This window comes from Nonomuraea sp. NPDC049784 (assembly GCF_040659615.1).
In the GTDB taxonomy this organism is placed as follows: Bacteria; Actinomycetota; Actinomycetes; order Streptosporangiales; family Streptosporangiaceae; genus Nonomuraea.
In genome coordinates this window covers 1-13,972 of record NZ_JBFAMX010000036.1, presented here as the reverse complement: position 1 = coordinate 13,972, position 13,972 = coordinate 1, and the positions used below count along the sequence as shown (strand labels likewise).

14 protein-coding genes are annotated in these 13,972 nt (G+C 67.3%); 8 read left to right on the top strand and 6 right to left on the bottom strand.

All coding sequences use genetic code 11. From position 1 onward, the window contains the following. Positions 1 to 36: 36 nt before the first annotated feature. From AB0J09_RS11555 to AB0J09_RS11530, 6 genes are read left to right on the top strand one after another with little or no spacing between them, the layout of a single operon-like run. Positions 37 to 1,191 (top strand): ABC transporter ATP-binding protein, encoded by a 1,155-nt coding sequence (locus AB0J09_RS11555; protein ID WP_360688873.1) that lies wholly within the window; start codon positions 37 to 39, stop codon positions 1,189 to 1,191. Further along, the gene (locus AB0J09_RS11550) at positions 1,184 to 2,278 is read left to right on the top strand and encodes an ABC transporter ATP-binding protein (protein WP_360688871.1); all 1,095 of its coding nucleotides are present in this window, start codon (positions 1,184 to 1,186) and stop codon (positions 2,276 to 2,278) included. Before AB0J09_RS11555 ends, AB0J09_RS11550 begins: the two co-directional genes overlap by 8 nt. Further along, positions 2,275 to 3,168: a sugar ABC transporter permease gene (locus AB0J09_RS11545; protein WP_360688869.1), complete on the top strand. Its 894-nt coding sequence runs from the start codon at positions 2,275 to 2,277 to the stop codon at positions 3,166 to 3,168. The genes AB0J09_RS11550 and AB0J09_RS11545 overlap by 4 nt, the downstream gene beginning before the upstream one ends. Positions 3,169 to 3,172: 4 nt before the next feature. Continuing rightward, on the top strand, positions 3,173 to 3,994 hold the full coding sequence (locus AB0J09_RS11540) for a carbohydrate ABC transporter permease (protein ID WP_360688867.1): 822 nt from the start codon (positions 3,173 to 3,175) through the stop codon (positions 3,992 to 3,994). A gap of 2 nt (positions 3,995 to 3,996) precedes the next feature. Then, positions 3,997 to 4,272 carry a DUF2160 family membrane protein gene (locus AB0J09_RS11535; protein ID WP_360688865.1) on the top strand — a complete coding sequence of 92 codons (276 nt, stop codon included), beginning with the start codon at positions 3,997 to 3,999 and terminating at the stop codon, positions 4,270 to 4,272. Positions 4,273 to 4,290: 18 nt separating this feature from the next. After that, positions 4,291 to 6,060, top strand: coding sequence for an ABC transporter substrate-binding protein (locus AB0J09_RS11530; protein ID WP_360688863.1), 1,770 nt, complete (start codon positions 4,291 to 4,293; stop codon positions 6,058 to 6,060). 55 nt (positions 6,061 to 6,115) lie between these two features. Here AB0J09_RS11530 and AB0J09_RS11525 read toward each other — a convergent pair whose 3' ends face one another. The 6 genes from AB0J09_RS11525 to AB0J09_RS11500 form a co-directional block, all read right to left on the bottom strand. Further along, complete coding sequence (locus tag AB0J09_RS11525; protein ID WP_360688861.1) at positions 6,116 to 7,141, bottom strand: hypothetical protein; 1,026 nt, start codon at positions 7,139 to 7,141, stop codon at positions 6,116 to 6,118. Then, entirely contained in the window at positions 7,131 to 8,411 is a 1,281-nt protein-coding gene (locus AB0J09_RS11520; RefSeq protein WP_360688859.1) for a Gfo/Idh/MocA family oxidoreductase, read from the bottom strand. The genes AB0J09_RS11525 and AB0J09_RS11520 overlap by 11 nt, the downstream gene beginning before the upstream one ends. A 10-nt stretch (positions 8,412 to 8,421) precedes the next feature. Then, positions 8,422 to 9,705, bottom strand: a complete 1,284-nt coding sequence (locus tag AB0J09_RS11515; protein WP_360688857.1) for an extracellular solute-binding protein — start codon at positions 9,703 to 9,705, stop codon at positions 8,422 to 8,424. A gap of 46 nt (positions 9,706 to 9,751) precedes the next feature. Beyond that, positions 9,752 to 10,618 (bottom strand): carbohydrate ABC transporter permease, encoded by an 867-nt coding sequence (locus tag AB0J09_RS11510; RefSeq protein WP_360688855.1) that lies wholly within the window; start codon positions 10,616 to 10,618, stop codon positions 9,752 to 9,754. Next, positions 10,602 to 11,561, bottom strand: a complete 960-nt coding sequence (locus AB0J09_RS11505) for a sugar ABC transporter permease (protein WP_360688853.1) — start codon at positions 11,559 to 11,561, stop codon at positions 10,602 to 10,604. Before AB0J09_RS11505 ends, AB0J09_RS11510 begins: the two co-directional genes overlap by 17 nt. Before the next feature lie 214 nt (positions 11,562 to 11,775). Continuing rightward, positions 11,776 to 12,729 carry a LacI family DNA-binding transcriptional regulator gene (locus tag AB0J09_RS11500; RefSeq protein WP_360688851.1) on the bottom strand — a complete coding sequence of 318 codons (954 nt, stop codon included), beginning with the start codon at positions 12,727 to 12,729 and terminating at the stop codon, positions 11,776 to 11,778. A gap of 181 nt (positions 12,730 to 12,910) precedes the next feature. Between AB0J09_RS11500 and AB0J09_RS11495 the strand changes: the two genes are divergently transcribed. Both AB0J09_RS11495 and AB0J09_RS11490 read left to right on the top strand, forming a co-directional pair. After that, positions 12,911 to 13,801, top strand: a complete 891-nt coding sequence (locus tag AB0J09_RS11495) for an NAD(P)-dependent oxidoreductase (RefSeq protein ID WP_360688849.1) — start codon at positions 12,911 to 12,913, stop codon at positions 13,799 to 13,801. Then, positions 13,798 to 13,972: dihydrodipicolinate synthase family protein (locus AB0J09_RS11490; RefSeq protein WP_360688934.1), on the top strand; the 175-nt coding region annotated here is incomplete at its 3' end. The genes AB0J09_RS11495 and AB0J09_RS11490, both read left to right, overlap by 4 nt.

The window sequence follows — 13,972 nt, the reverse complement described above, 5'->3', positions numbered from 1 at the left end:
TTAACCCAGAGGTCACACTGTTCACTGCCATACCACATGCCCTCTTTGCACACAGTTGCAGATCATGTTAGATGGAGGCGAGCAGAGAGGACCGGCACAGTGACGCTGATTCTCGATGGCGTCTTCGTACGGCGGCGCGGGGAGACGTGGCTTGACGACGTTCGCCTGGAATTATCCAATGGAATGACCACGCTAATCGGCCCGATGACCGCGGGAAAGACGACATTGATGCGCGTCGTCGCCGGATTGTTACCGCCGGATTCGGGCCGGGTCGTGGTCAACGGAAAAGACGTCACCGCCATTTCGGTGCGAAAACGCTCGGTCGCCTTCGTCTACCAGCAATTCACCAATTACCCGTCGCTGACCGTCTACGAGAACATCGCCTCTCCGCTCCGGCTCGACCCGAGATTCCGCCGTGACGGGATCGACCGGCGGGTGCGCGAGGTGGCGGAGCTCATGGGCATCGCGGCGTTCCTCGATCGCAGACCCAGCGAGCTGTCGGGCGGCCAGCAGCAGCGCACCGCCATCGCCCGCGCGCTGGCCCGCCCCGTGGACGTGCTGCTCCTCGACGAACCCCTGGCCAACCTTGACTTCAAGCTCCGCGAACAGTTACGCGCCGACCTGAAGACCATGTTCGCGGACTCCCCCGGCGTGGTCCTCTACTCCACGGCGGACCCGAACGAGGCGCTCACGTTCGCCGCGCCGACAGTGGTCCTGGGCGAAGGCAGGGTCCAGCACATCGGCGACGTGGCCGAGATGTACGCCCACCCGCCCACGCTGGCCGTCGCGGCCACGCTCAGCGACCCGCCGCTCAACCTGCTGCCCGGCGTCGTACGCGACGGCAGGATCGAATGCCTCGGCACCTCCTTCCCCGCGCCCCGCGCGCACGCCTCCGGGCGCAACGTCATGCTCGGCGTCCGCCCCCACCAGGTGAGCATCGAACGCAACGGCCCCGGCTCGCTGGAACTGCCGGCCGAGATCAGGCTGGCCGAGGTGACGGGCAGCGCGACGTTCCTGCACCTGCTCCTGCAGGGGCGGGTCCACCTGGTCGCCCACCTGCCGGGCACCCAGCTCTTCACCCCGGGCGAGACCACGGTCGCGTACGTGAACCCGGCACACGTCTTCGTCTTCGACGAGGACGGCGGCCGCCTGCTCGCCACCAGCGCCGCGGAGGTCGACCTGCATGGCTGACATCCGGCTGGAAGGCGTGGGCCACAGCTACGACGGCGGCCGGACCTGGGCCGTCAAGCCGATGACCTGGACCTGGCAGAGCTCCAGGGCGTACGCGCTGCTGGGCCCGAGCGGCTGCGGCAAGACCACACTCCTGAACATCATCTCCGGCCTGATCACGCCCACGGTGGGCCGGATCTTCTTCGACGACCGCGACGTCACCGACGTGCCCACCGCGGGCCGCAACATCGCGCAGGTCTTCCAGTTCCCAGTCCTGTACGAGGAAATGTCGGTATACGACAATCTGGCCTTCCCCCTCCGCAACCGGAAATATCCGGCGAAGGAGATCGACGAGCGCGTCCGCCAGGTCGCCCGGCTCCTCGGCCTGGAAGACCTGCTCCGCCGCAGGTCACGCCGCCTGGACCCGGGCCGCCAGCAGATCGTCAGCCTGGGTCGCGGCCTGGTGCGCTCCCAGGTGGCGGCGGTGCTGCTGGACGAGCCGCTCACCGTGGTCGACCCGGCGCTGAAGTGGACGTTGCGCAGCAAGCTCAAGGAGATCCACCGCGACACGGGCCACACGCTGATCTACGTCACGCACGACCAGACCGAGGCGCTGACGTTCGCCGACGAGGTCGTGGTGGTCAACGACGGGGCGATCGTGCAGGCGGGCGAGCCGGCCGAACTGTTCCTGTCGCCGGCGCACGAGTTCGTGGGGCACTTCATCGGCTCCCCTGGCATGAACATGCTGCCCGCCGAGATCGTCGGCGACGTCGTACGCGTCGGGCAGGCGGACGTGGGCCTGGTCACCGGCGACGTGCCGCCCGGGCCGGTCAGGATCGGGGTACGGCCCGAGTTCGTGCAGATCACCGGCGGCCGCAGCTCTCCTGGGGTGGCGGCCCGGGTGACCGGGATCGACCGCATGGGCGCCTACGACCTGGTGCACGCCCTGGTCGGCGAGCACACCGTGACCGCCAAGACCGAGGCGGGATCGCCCTACGCGCCCGAGTCGGTGGAGTTCCTGCACTTCCCGGCGGACCGCACGTTCCTGTTCCGCGACCAGGTCAGGTGCGGCTCACTCGCGCCGCTGAACGGAAGGGGTACGGCGTGACAGAGGTCCAGGAGGAGCCGCGGGCCGACCTGAAGCGTAAGGACAACCGGGCCTGGTGGCTGGTGCTGCCGGTGGTCGTGTCGGTGGCGTTCACGGCCGTGATCCCGCTGATGACCGTGGTCAACTTCTCCGTGCAGGACGTCTTCAGTCCCAGCGACCGTATCTTCGTCGGCCTGGAGTGGTTCCGCTCGATCTCGCGCGATCCCGAGGTGCGCTCGGCGTTCGTGCGCACGCTGCTGTTCTCGGCTCAGGTGCTGCTGCTGGAGATCCCCCTGGGAGTGGCGCTCGCGGTGTCGATGCCGCGCCGCGGCGTGCAGGTGTCGGTGGCGCTGGTGCTGGTGGCGCTGCCGCTGCTCATCCCGTGGAACGTGGTGGGCACGATCTGGCAGATCTTCGCCCGCGGCGACATCGGCCTGGGCGGCTGGACGATCAACAACGTCCTGGGCATCAACTTCAACTACACGCTGGACTCCACGGACGCCTGGATCACGGTCCTGCTCATGGACATCTGGCACTGGACGCCGCTGGTGGCGCTGCTGGCGTACGCGGGGCTGCGCTCGATCCCCGAGCCGTACTTCCGGGCCGCGCAGATCGACGGCGCGTCCGCGTGGGCCACGTTCCGCCACATCCAGTTGCCCAGGCTGCGCGGGGTGCTGACGATCGCGATCCTGCTCAGGTTCATGGACAGCTTCATGATCTACACCGAGCCGTTCGTGGTGACGGGCGGCGGGCCGGGGAACGCGACGTCGTTCCTCAGCATCCTGCTGTCGAAGATCGCGGTCGGGCAGTTCGACCTGGGCCCGGCGGGCGCGTTCTCGCTGCTCTACTTCCTGATCGTGCAGATCCTCTGCTACGTCTTCTTCACCGTGCTGACCAGGTCGGGGAGGTGACCTGATGGCCAGGCACACCGGGCGGCGGCTGCCCTGGGCGCGGACGGTCTTCTGGCTTTACGTGGCGACGCTGATGTTGCCCGTGCTGTGGATGTTCCTCATGTCGATCCGGCCGAACGAGGACATCCTCGGCAGCTTCTCGCTCATCCCGCAGCGCGTGACGTTCGACAACTACGCCACTTTCTTCTCCGACTCGGCCTGGTATTCGAGCTATCTGAACTCCATCGTCTACACCTCGATGAACGCCGTGATGTCGCTCGTCGTTGCGTTGCCGGCGGCGTACGCGTTCTCGCGATTCCGTTTCGCCGGGGACAAGCACCTGTTCTTCTGGCTCCTGACGAACCGCATGGCGCCGCCGGCGGTGTTCCTGCTGCCGTTTTTCCAGATTTATCAGAGCGTCGGGCTCTTCGACACGCACCTCGGTGTCGCCATAGCTCACATGCTCTTCAACGTCCCGCTCGCCGTGTGGATACTCGAGGGTTTCATGTCGGGAATCCCGCGGGAAATCGACGAGACGGCCGCGATCGACGGCTATTCACTTCCCCGTTTCTTCATCCGCATATTCCTGCCGATGATCCGCTCCGCGATCGGCGTCACGCTGTTCTTCTGCTTCATGTTCAGCTGGGTCGAGCTGCTGATCGCCAGGACCATCACCTCGGTGAACGCCAAGCCGATCGCCGCGACCATGACCAGGACGGTGAGCGCGGCCGGAGTCGACTGGGGCCTGCTGGCCACGGCGGGTGTGCTCACCATCGTCCCGGGCGCGATCGTCATCTGGTTCGTCCGCAACTACATAGCGAAGGGCTTCACCATGGGGAGGGTTTAGGGATGCTCGAGTGGATGGTCTGGACCGCCCCCACGGCCCTGGTGTTCGCCGGGCTGGCCCTGCTGCTGGTCGTGATGGCGGTCTGGGCCCGCGTCTCCCCTCCCGTGGCCAGGCGAGGCTTCCTGCGCATCGAGACCGATCGTGGCGACCGGCTCTACATCGGCCTGATCAGTGCCGCCGTCGTGCTGGCGGCCTGGATAGCTGTCACCGACCTGTCCATGTGGCTCGCGCTCGGCTGCGCGCTGCTGGTGGCGGTCGTGATCGGGATATGGGGCTAACAGAGGAGGAGCCAAACGATGAGTCATCGGGCAGGCAGGTCCGCGACGGTAGGTCTGGTCGCGCTCGTCCTGATAGCGGCCGGCTGCACGCAGGGCGCGAAGAAGCCCGCGAGCGATTTCAAGGAGTCCGACGGCAAGGCCGCGGCGCAGCGGTGGGTGACGGAGGAGTTCACGCCGAGCACCCTGTCCAAGGACCAGCAGTTGGCGGAGATGGACTGGTTCATCAAGGCCGCGGCGCCGTACCGGGGCATGGAGATCAACGTGGTCTCCGAGACGATCACCACTCACGAGTACGAGTCCCAGACGCTGGCCAAGGCGTTCGCCGAGATCACCGGGATCAAGATCAAGCACGATCTGATCCAGGAGGGTGACGTCATCGAGAAGCTCCAGACCCAGATCCAGGGCAACCAGAACATCTACGACGCGTACGTCAACGACTCCGACCTCATCGGCACCCACTCCCGCGGCAACTACGTCTTCCCGCTGTCCGACTACATGGCAGGCGAGGGCAAGAACGTCACCTCGCCCACGCTCGACCTGAACGACTTCATCGGCATCAGCTTCACCACCGGCCCGGACAAGAAGATCTACCAGCTGCCCGACCAGCAGTTCGCCAACCTGTACTGGTTCCGTTACGACTGGTTCACCGATCCGGAGATCAAGAAGCAGTTCAAGGCCGCGTACGGGTACGACCTGGGCGTCCCGGTCAACTGGGCGGCTTATGAGGACATCGCCGACTTCTTCACCAACAAGGTCAACGGCAACGGGACCATCGACGGCAAGAAGGTCTACGGCCACATGGACTACGGCAGGAAGGACCCGTCGCTGGGCTGGCGCTTCACCGACGCCTGGCTGTCCATGGCGGGCAACGGCGACCCCGGCATCCCCAACGGCCTACCAGTGGACGAATGGGGCATCAGGGTCGAGAACTGCCGCCCGGTCGGCTCGTCGGTCACCCGCGGCGGCGACGTCAACGGCCCCGCGGCGGTCTACTCGCTCACCAAGTACGTGGACTGGCTCAAGAAGTACGCGCCCAGAGAGGCCGCGGGCATGAACTTCAGCGAGGCCGGCCCGGTGCCCGCCCAGGGCAACATCGCCCAGCAGGTCTTCTGGTACACGTCGTTCACGGCCGACATGACCAAGCCTGGGCTGCCCGTCGTCAACAGCGACGGCACGCCGAAGTGGCGCATCGCGCCGAGCCCGCACGGCGCCTACTGGAAGCAGGGCAACAAGCTCGGCTACCAGGACGCCGGCTCGTGGACGCTGCTCAGGAACACGCCGCAGGACCGCAGGGCGGCGGCCTGGCTGTACGCGCAGTTCGTCACGTCGAAGTCGGTGTCGTTGAAGAAGTCGATCAAGGGGCTGACGTTCATCCGCGACTCCGACATCAGGAGCGACTACTTCTCGGAGAACTCCAAGAAGTACGGCGGGCTCATCGAGTTCTACGCCTCGCCGGCCCGCAAGCAGTGGACCCCGACCGGGACGAACGTGCCCGACTATCCCAAGCTCGCCCAGCTCTGGTGGCAGAACGTGGCCACCGCGGTGACCGGCGAGACGACGGCCCAGCAGTCCATGGACAACCTGGCCAAGCAGCAGGACGAGATCCTGTCCCGGCTGGAACGGCGCGGCTACGGCGGCAACTGCGCGCCGAAGCTGAACCCCGAGCGCCCCGCCCAGTACTGGTTCGACCAGCCGGGCGCACCCGCGCCGAAGCTGGCCGACGAGCGCGGCAAGCCGGAGACGCTCGACTACGACAAGCTCATCGCCACGTGGAAGTCGGGTAACTGAGCCGAAAACACGGGGCGCCGCCGCCCGGGGCAGGTCCGGGCGGCGGCCGTCTCTCCTATTCCTTCAGGTGCCGGGCCAGCCAGTCGAAGGCCCGCTCCTGCATGGGCACGTCGAAGCTGTGCGGCACGTCGGCCCACACCGCCTCATAGGCGCCGGGGGCGTCTCGGTAACGCTCCTCGATCATGGCGTGCGCCCGGCGCATGCCCGGCTCGGGGAACAGCTCGTCGCGCAGGGCGTACTGCACCATGAGCGGCTCGGGCGAGCGGGCGGCCACCAGGTCGGGCCAGTCGCCGAGGCGCGGCAGCCCTGGCGGCCAGAGCATCCACGTGTGCTTCTCGACGTACCCGTCGAGCATGTCACGGAAGGACGAGACCATCGCGGTGACGACCACGGCCCGGATGTCCGGGTCGAACGCGCCCAGGAGCGCGGCTCGCAGCCCGCCTCCGGAGAGCCCGGCGCACCCGACCGGCCCGACGTCGGGCCGTGACCGGAGGTAGGCCGCCGCGGCGAGGTCCTCGCCCGCGGCCACGCCCGCGAAGGACGTGCCCAGCGCGGCGCAGTGCTTCGCGACCACGTGCTCGTGATCCCTGGCCGCCACGTCGTAAGGGCCGGGCTCGTCGACACCGAGCGGGAAGCGGCGGCTTCCCCAGGTGAGCACGTCGGGGGCCAGCACCACGAAGCCGCGCCGGGCCAGCTCGTTCGCGTACGCGCGACCGCCGTAGAGCCGCTCGCGGACCCTCAGCACCTCGGGGGAAGGTGCCGAGGGGCCGTCGGCGATCTTCTCCTTGCCGAACCACTTCATCCCGCCGTGGCAGTGCAGCGCCACCACCCCGGGCAGCGGCCCAGCCGCGTCCCGAGGGCGCAGCAGGTACGCGTGGGTGCGCGGCCCGAAGCCCACCGACCAGGAGAGCTCCTCCCCCGCGAGGTCGCCGTCCGTCCACGAGCGCTCGACCCGCACATCCTGAGCGGCGAGGTCGAGCACCCCCATGGCGGCACGCGCGGCCGAGCGCAGCTCGGGCCCGGGGAGAGACGGATAGACCCCGAGCTGCGCGGCGGTGATGCCGGCCAGCTCAGCGAACACGCGTGCCCTCGTCGACGAGGTGCACGGGCTCGCCGCTCGCGGCCGAGACGTTGGCCGCGTGGCCCGTCAGCACGCTGCGGATCCCGTCGCGGTAGCCGGCCTGCCGCTTCAGCGGGTCGTCGCCCGCCCCGCGGAAGACGTCGTTCAGCAGCAGGCGGTCACCGCCGCCGTGCCCGCCGGCGCCGGTCTCGATCGGCACCTCCTCCGGCTCGCTCCACTGGCGGTGCAGGGTGAGCTTCTCCCACGAGTCGGCCTTGTGCTGCTTGGAGGCGGCACTCGGGTCGATGGCCGCGTGCGGCGGGGTCCACGCCCGCTCGACCACCTCCAGCTCCAGCCGCCCGGCCGTGCCGTTGAACGCCACCCGGTAGCCCTCGAAGGGCGCGTAGGCGTTGAGCGAGTAGGTCAGCACGGACCCGTTGGTGTAACGGACCATCACCGACATGGTGTCGTCGATGGTGATCCCGTCGCCGAAGACGTCCTGGTCGCGGATGTAGCCGTCCTCGTGCTCGGCGTCCAGGTAGAGCCGCTTGAGCCGGTCGTCCTTGGAGATGTCCAGGATGAACGGATCCGTACCGAGTCCAGGGGCGCCCTGGCCGCGCGTGGGACGGTCGGACAGGCCGCGCTCGCGCGCGTTCTCCGAGCCGTAGAAGCGCAGGTCGGCCTGGGCGAAGACGGTCTGGGGAGCGGCGGCGAGCCACCAGTTGACCAGGTCGAAGTGGTGGGTGGACTTGTGGACGAGCAGCCCGCCCGAGTTGATCCGCTCGCGGTGCCAGCGGCGGAAGTAGTCGGCGCCGTGGATGGTGTCGAGCGTCCACTCGAAGTGCACGGACGTGACCCTGCCGATCGCGCCCTCCTGCAGCAGGCGGCGGACGGCCGAGTTACGCGGCGAGTACCGGTAGTTGAACGTGACGACCAGCTTACCGGTGCTGCGCTCGGCCGCCTCCGCGATGGCCGCGCAGCTCTCGGCGTCGACGGTGAGCGGCTTCTCCACGATGACGTCGCGCCCCGCGTCGAGCGCCGCGCACACGTACCGGGCGTGCGTGGCGTCGACGGTGGTGACGATGACCGCGTCGGCGAGCTCGAGCACCTTGTCGAACTCATCTGGCGTGAAACTCGGCACCTCGTGACCGATCCGCTCGACGTAATAGTCCATGCGGGTCCGGTTCGTGTCGCACAGGGCGGCGATGATGCCGGCGTCGCGCCACTCCCCGAGCAGCGCGTCGACGTACATCTGTGCGCGGTGCCCGAGCCCGACGAACGCGTACTTCATGTCTCTCCTTTTAACCTGCGATCGAGGCGTTGACCTCGGTGATGAACTTCTGTGCGGCGTCGTCAGGGGTCATCCGGCCGAACATGACCTCCTCCGAGTACCGCGTGAGGATGTCTTCTGTGGCGCTGGAGCCCTTCGGCGGGGCGGCGGGCGGGTCGGCCAGCTCGCCCTTGACCTTGTCGAGGAACGCGAGCGTCTTCTTGTCCGCGTCGGGCAGCTTGTCCTTGACCGCCGCCAGCACCTTGGAGCTGGCCGGCAGGCCGCGGTCGCTGAGGATGATCTGGCCCGCCTCCGGGTCATTGATCATGAAGTCGATGAACTTGGCGGCCTCGGCCGCGTGCTCGGACTTCGACGAGGCGGTGTAGAACATCGCGGGCTGCAGGAACATGCCACCGGTGGTGGCACCCTGGATCTTCGGCATCCGCAGCAGGTCCAGGTCCTTACCCGACGCCTTGGCGGCCGCGCCGAGCTGGTTGCTCCACCACATGCCCATCGCGCCGGTGTTGGTGCCGAGCAGCGACTGGTCGATGCTGGTCGCGCCGATCTCGGAGCTCTTGGCGGCGTCAGGAGCGCCCTTGGTCTTGATCAGGTTCTGCATGATGGCCCACCAGTCCTTGATCGTCTGGGGGGACACGCCGAGCTTGTTGCCCTGGTAGAACGACTCGCCCTTCTGCGCGGCGTAGATCTGGAGGTAGGCGGGGTTCCAGCTCAGCTGCGTCCCGGTGACCTTGCCGCCGCCCTTGGCAGTGATCTTCGATGCCAGGGCGACGTAGTCGTCCCAGCTCCACGTGGAGTCGTCGGGTAGCTTCTGCCCGCTGCCCTCGACCAGGGAGGGGTTGACGAGCAGGGAGAAGGCGTTGACGCCGGTGGGGATGGCGTACTGCTTGTTGTCGATGGCTCCGGAGGCCAGCACCTTGGCGTCGATGTCGGCGGTGTTGACCTTGCTGGCCAGGTCGGCCAGCGTGCCCCGGTCGGCGTACTCGCGCAGGCCGCGGATCTCGAGGGTGATGACGTCGGGCGCGTCACTGGCCGCGACCTTCGTGGACAGCGTCTCGTAGTAGCTGGCCCAGTCGGAGAACTCGCCCTCGATGTCGATGTTCGGGTTCTTCGCCTCGAACTTCTTGATCGCCTCTTCGGTCATCTTCTGCCGAGCGTCGCTACCCCAGTAGGAGAAGCGCAGCTTGACCTTGCCATCGGCGCTTTCGCCGCCGCTGCCGCTGCCGCAGGCCGCGGTGACCGCCAGCACAGCGGTGGCGAGCAATGCCGCCGACCACATCTTCTTGCCAGAGCTCACGGCTCTACCTCCTAGGGGTCTTCTTTGTCGGGGGGTGATGGAGGAACTACTTCAGCCCCGTGGTGGCCACGCCACGGATGAGGTATTTCTGACCGGCCAGGAAAAAGCCGAAAATCGGGCCGAGCGCGATGATCGACATGGCGAACATGGGGCCCCATGACGAGTCACTGCTGGCGTCCAGGAACGTGCGCAGCGCGACCGGGACAGTGAAGTTGTCCGGGTTGTTGAGGTAAAGGAGTTGGCTCAGGAAGTCGTTCCACGTCCAGATGAACGTGAAGATCGCGGTCGTGGCCAGCGCCGGCATGCAGAGCGGTATGACCACCCTGATGAAGATGCGCCAATAGCCCGCTCCGTCGATCTCGGCCGCCTCGTCCAGTTCCCTGGGCAGCGTACGGATGAACTGCACCATAAGGAAGACGAAGAACGCGTCCGTCGCCAGCACCTTGGGCATCACCAGTGGCCAGATCGTGTTGATCAGGTCGAGCTTCGAGAACATGATGTACTGCGGCACGATCACCACGTGGTGCGGCAGCATGATCGTGCCCAGCATGATCGCGAACCAGAACTTCTTCAGCGGGAAGTTCAGCCGGGCGAAGGCGTAGGCCGCCAGCGAGCAGGCCACGAGGTTCGCCACCACTGACAGCGCCGTGACCACCGCGGAGTTCCACAGGTAGTAGCCGAAGGGGTGCTTCAGCGCGCTCCAGCCCTGGCTGTAGTTCTCGAACGTGACCTTGCTGGGCCACAGCCCGGGCTCCCGGAAGATCAGCTCTTCCGGCTTGAGCGAGCTGGAGATCATCCACAACAGCGGATAGAGCATGACCAGGCCGAAGCCGATCAGCAGGATGTGCTTGACCACCCGTCCGCCCTTGAGGGGGCGGAACAGCACCGGGACCGGCCTACTTGGTGTCGCCATAGAAGACCCAATACTTAGACGCGAGGAAGTTCACTCCGGTCAGGGCGGCGATGATGAGCAGCAGGACCCACGCCATCGCCGCCGCGTAGCCCATGTCGAAGCTCTTGAACCCCTTCAGGTAGAGATAGAGCGTGTAGAAGAGGGTCGAGTCGGCCGGGCCGCCCTTGCCGCCACTGACGATGAACGCCTGCGTGAACGACTGGAACGACTTGATGACCTCGAGCACGAGGTTGAAGAAGATGATCGGCGTCAGCAGCGGCAGCGTGATCGAGCGGAACTGGCGCAAGGAGCCGGCGCCGTCCACCGCCGCCGCCTCGTAGTAGCTGCTGGGGATCTGGCGCAACCCGGCGAGGAAGATGATCATCGGGGCGCCGAACGTCCACACGTGCAGGAGGATCAGCGTGCCCAGCGCGGTGTCCGGGTCGCCGATCCAGCCAGGACCCTGGATGCCGAAGATCGACAGCACCGCGTTGACCAGGCCGTCGGCGCCGAAGACCTTGCGCCAGAGGATCGCGATCGCGACGCTGCCGCCGAGCAGCGAGGGCAGGTAGAAGATCGAGCGGTAGAACGACAGGCCGCGCAGCCCCCGGTCGAGCACCAGGGCCAGCGCCAGCGCGAAGGCCAGCTGCAGCGGGACCGAGACGACCACGTAGATCGTGGTCACCTTCAGCGAGGCCAGAAACCTCGGGTCGTCGGTGAACATCTTGACGTAGTTGTCGAAACCGACCCACTTGGCTTCCTGCAGCAAGCTGTAGTCAGTGAACGACAGGTAGAGCGAGGCGAAGATCGGGCCGATCGTGATGACGAGCAGGCCGACGAACCAGGGCGCCAGGAACAGGTAGGCGGCCCTCGCCTCACGGCGGGCACGTAGCGAGGAGCGGCGTCCGCCTGGTGTGGGCTGGATGGCCGTCTCCGGGGTCTTCACCGCCACCGAGTCAGCCATGACGGAACTCATTCGTCATTCACGGACCTTCCGGCGAGATGTGAATGGATAGCGCTTTCCTATAGCTGGCGGGAAAGTTACGTCAACCCTTTGCAGGCGTTACATAGCCGTTACCGATATATCGTTACAGCGTTTGCCCAGCTAGCGTGCTCGCCCGGCGGATAAGTCAGACGAATTTGGTGCTCGATTAGTACAACCGTTTGCAGCAGGCAGGCTATCGTGGTGGTGCGGTGGAATCCCTGATCACCAGGCGCGTATCCAGCGAGGTGGTGGCCGTGACCTCCTGGATGAGGAGGTCCACCGCGAGCCTGCCTGCCGCGGCGGTCGGCATGGCGACCGTGGTGAGCTTGGGGCGGCTCAGCCGTCCAGGGACGATGTCGTCGATCCCCACGACGCTGACGTCCTCAGGCACGCTCAGCCCGAGGTCGCCGAGGCCCTCGATGAGCCCGATCGCCACCAGGTCGTTGTAGGCGAGCACGCCGGTCGCCCCGGAGTCCCGGACCTTGCCCGCGGCGGCGAACCCGCCCCGCTCTGTGGGCGCGTTGGGGCCGATGACGAGCAACTCGACGCTGTCCACCTGTTCGGCGGCCGTACGGATCTCCGCGCTCGTCCACGAGCCGGCCGGCCCAGACACCAGCGCCACGCGGCGGTGCCCGAGCCCGGCCAGGTGCTCGACCGCCAGCCTGGCGCCGCTGCCGACGTCCATCAGCACCGTGGCGGCGCCGCGCAGCCGCCGGTTGATCACCACGAACGGCACCCGCTCGGCCAGCCGTTCGAGCGCCTTGTTGGACGACCGGGGGCTGCACAGCACCAGGCCGTCCACCTGTTTGGAGAACGCCTGCACCAGCTCCTCCTCGGCGGCCGCCTCCTCGTCGGTGTCGGCCACGAACAGGTGGTAGTCACGCTGCCTGGCCGCCGCGTGGGCCGCCTTGATCAGCGGCGGGAAGAACGGATTGGCGATGTCGGCCACGATCAGGCCGAGGTTGTGGGTGCGGCCGGTCGTGAGCGCCCTGGCCGCCCGGTTGGGGCGGTATCCCAGCTCCTCGGCCACCGTCAGCACCCTGGTGCGAGTGGCCGCGTTCACCATGTGCGGCGCGGAGAACGTCCTCGACACGGTCGATACATGCACGCCGGAGGCCCGGGCCACATCACGAATCGTCACTGTCACAGTCGCCCACCCTAACGCAACCGCTTGCAGAATCCCTGAGTACGATGAAAGCGCTTGCCGAGCGAGATCACTGGGAAGAACCCTGCTCGTACAGGGGTTAGGAAATCACTACTTGACGCCCTGCCCTCGGTGACACAAAGGTTTAGTGCAACTGTTTGCAGTCTTGAAGGAGCCTCCCACGGTGAGCAGAGTCCTCGTCACCGGAAGTGCAGGACGCCTCGGCCGCAGCGTGGTCAGCACGCTCGCGGCGGCCGGGCACGAGGTCGTCGGCGTGGACCGAGCGCCGGGCACGCCGGCCGAGGCCGCGGCCACCCTGCCTGCCGACCTCACGGATACGGGCGAGGCGTTCGAGGTGATCGCCAGGTTCCGGCCCGAGTCCGTGATCCATCTCGCCGCCATCGCGACCCCGTTCAGCTATCCGGAGTCCGTGATCTACAAGGTCAACACACAGCTCGCGTTCAACGTCTGTGAGGCCTCCGTGGCGCTGGGCGTGCGGGGTGTGGTGGTGGCCAGCAGCCCGACGGTGATCGGGTACGGCGCCCCGGGCGGCTGGGCGCCCGCCTACCTGCCGATCGACGAAGAGCACCCGGTACGCCCGTGGAACGCGTACAACCTGTCCAAGGTCGTGGCCGAGCAGACCATGAAGGCGTTCGCGGTGGCCGGGACGACCAAGATGGCCGCGGTGCGGCCGTGCTTCGTCATCCCGCCCGAGGAGTGGGCGGGCGCGCCCACGCAGTCCGGGCACACCGTGCAGGAGCGGCTGGACCGCCCGGAGCTGGGCGGGGTCTCGCTGTTCAACTACATCGACTCCCGCGACGCCGCCGACATGATCGCCGTGCTGGCCGAGGCGCTGCCCGAGCTGCCGAACGGCGAGGTCTTCTTCGCCGGTGCCGCGGACGCGCTGGCCAGGAAGCCTCTCGCCGACCTGCTGCCCCAGGTCGTGCCCGGCACGGAGCCGTTCGCGGCCGGGCTCACCGGCACCACCCCCGCTTTCTCGACGACCAAGGCACAGCGCCTGCTCGGCTGGCAGCCCAAGCGGAGCTGGCGCACTGAACTGAAGGAATCTGAATGAATCTGAGCGGTGTGCTGTTCTTCCCCGTGACCCCCTTCGACGCCGACGGCAGGCTCGCCGAGGAGGTGCTGGCCGAGCACATCCGGCAGGGCATGGAGCACGGTCCCGGCGGCGTGTTCGTGGCGTGCGGCACCGGCGAGTTCTCCGCGCTGTCGGAGTCGGAGCACGCGC